The sequence below is a fragment of the Janthinobacterium sp. AD80 genome (genome assembly GCF_002878455.1).
Taxonomy (GTDB): domain Bacteria; phylum Pseudomonadota; class Gammaproteobacteria; order Burkholderiales; family Burkholderiaceae_D; genus Janthinobacterium.
Window position 1 is genome coordinate 1 of the sequence record NZ_NRDQ01000320.1, and the last position, 847, is coordinate 847.

The window sequence follows — 847 nt, forward strand, 5'->3', positions numbered from 1 at the left end:
CGGCGGCGCTGCGCACGGCGCCTGGCCAGCGCCGCCACGTCAGCCTGGCCGATGGCGGGCGCATGGAAATGAACACGGACAGCGCCGCCGACGTGCACTACAGCGCCACGCACCGCCGCATCCGTCTGCACCATGGCGAAATCATGCTGCGCACCGCGCCCGATCCGCGCCCCTTCCTGGTCGACACCCCGCATGGCGTGATCCGCGCGCTGGGCACGCGATTTGGCGTGCGCTGCGACGATGGCGGCAGCATCGTCAGCGTCTACGAACACGCGGTGGAAGTGCGCTGCGCGGCGCGCGCCGATGCCGCGCGGCGCCTGGAAGCGGGCCAGCAGCTCAGTTTTACCGCAAGCGCCGCCGATGCCGTGCAAGCCGTGCCCGCACACCAGGACAGCTGGCTGCGCGGCATGCTGGTGGCCGCCGACTGGCCGCTGCAACAACTGGTGGCCGAACTGGCGCGCTACCGGCGCGGACGCCTCGTGTGCGACGCCGCCGTGGCGCGCCGCCCCGTCACGGGCACCTATCGCCTCGACGACATCGACGCCGTGCTGGAAAGCCTGTGCGCCTCGCACGGGCTGCAAGTGACCTATTTCACGCGCTACTGGGCCACGGTGGCGGCACGGCAGATATAAATATGTTGATTTTTTTGCGCCAGGGGTTGGTGTTCCGGCGTGCTGCTTCGGCTTCACAGGTAAGTAGCCGATTCACAAGCCAATTCCTATCCCTCTGAGCAGAAAGACCGAGCATGCAGCTGACCACCCCCGTCCTCCATCCCGCCGCGCGCGCCATCCGCCTGGCCCTCCTCGCCATGGCGTGCGCGCCCCCCGCCGCCTTTGTCGCCGCCCCC

1 protein-coding gene is annotated in these 847 nt (G+C 69.4%); it reads left to right on the forward strand.

The annotated features are described in order from the left end of the window. The coding region (locus JaAD80_RS29120) for a FecR family protein (RefSeq protein WP_102299664.1) at positions 1-632 on the forward strand (632 nt) is incomplete at its 5' end. Positions 633-847 lie beyond the last annotated feature (215 nt).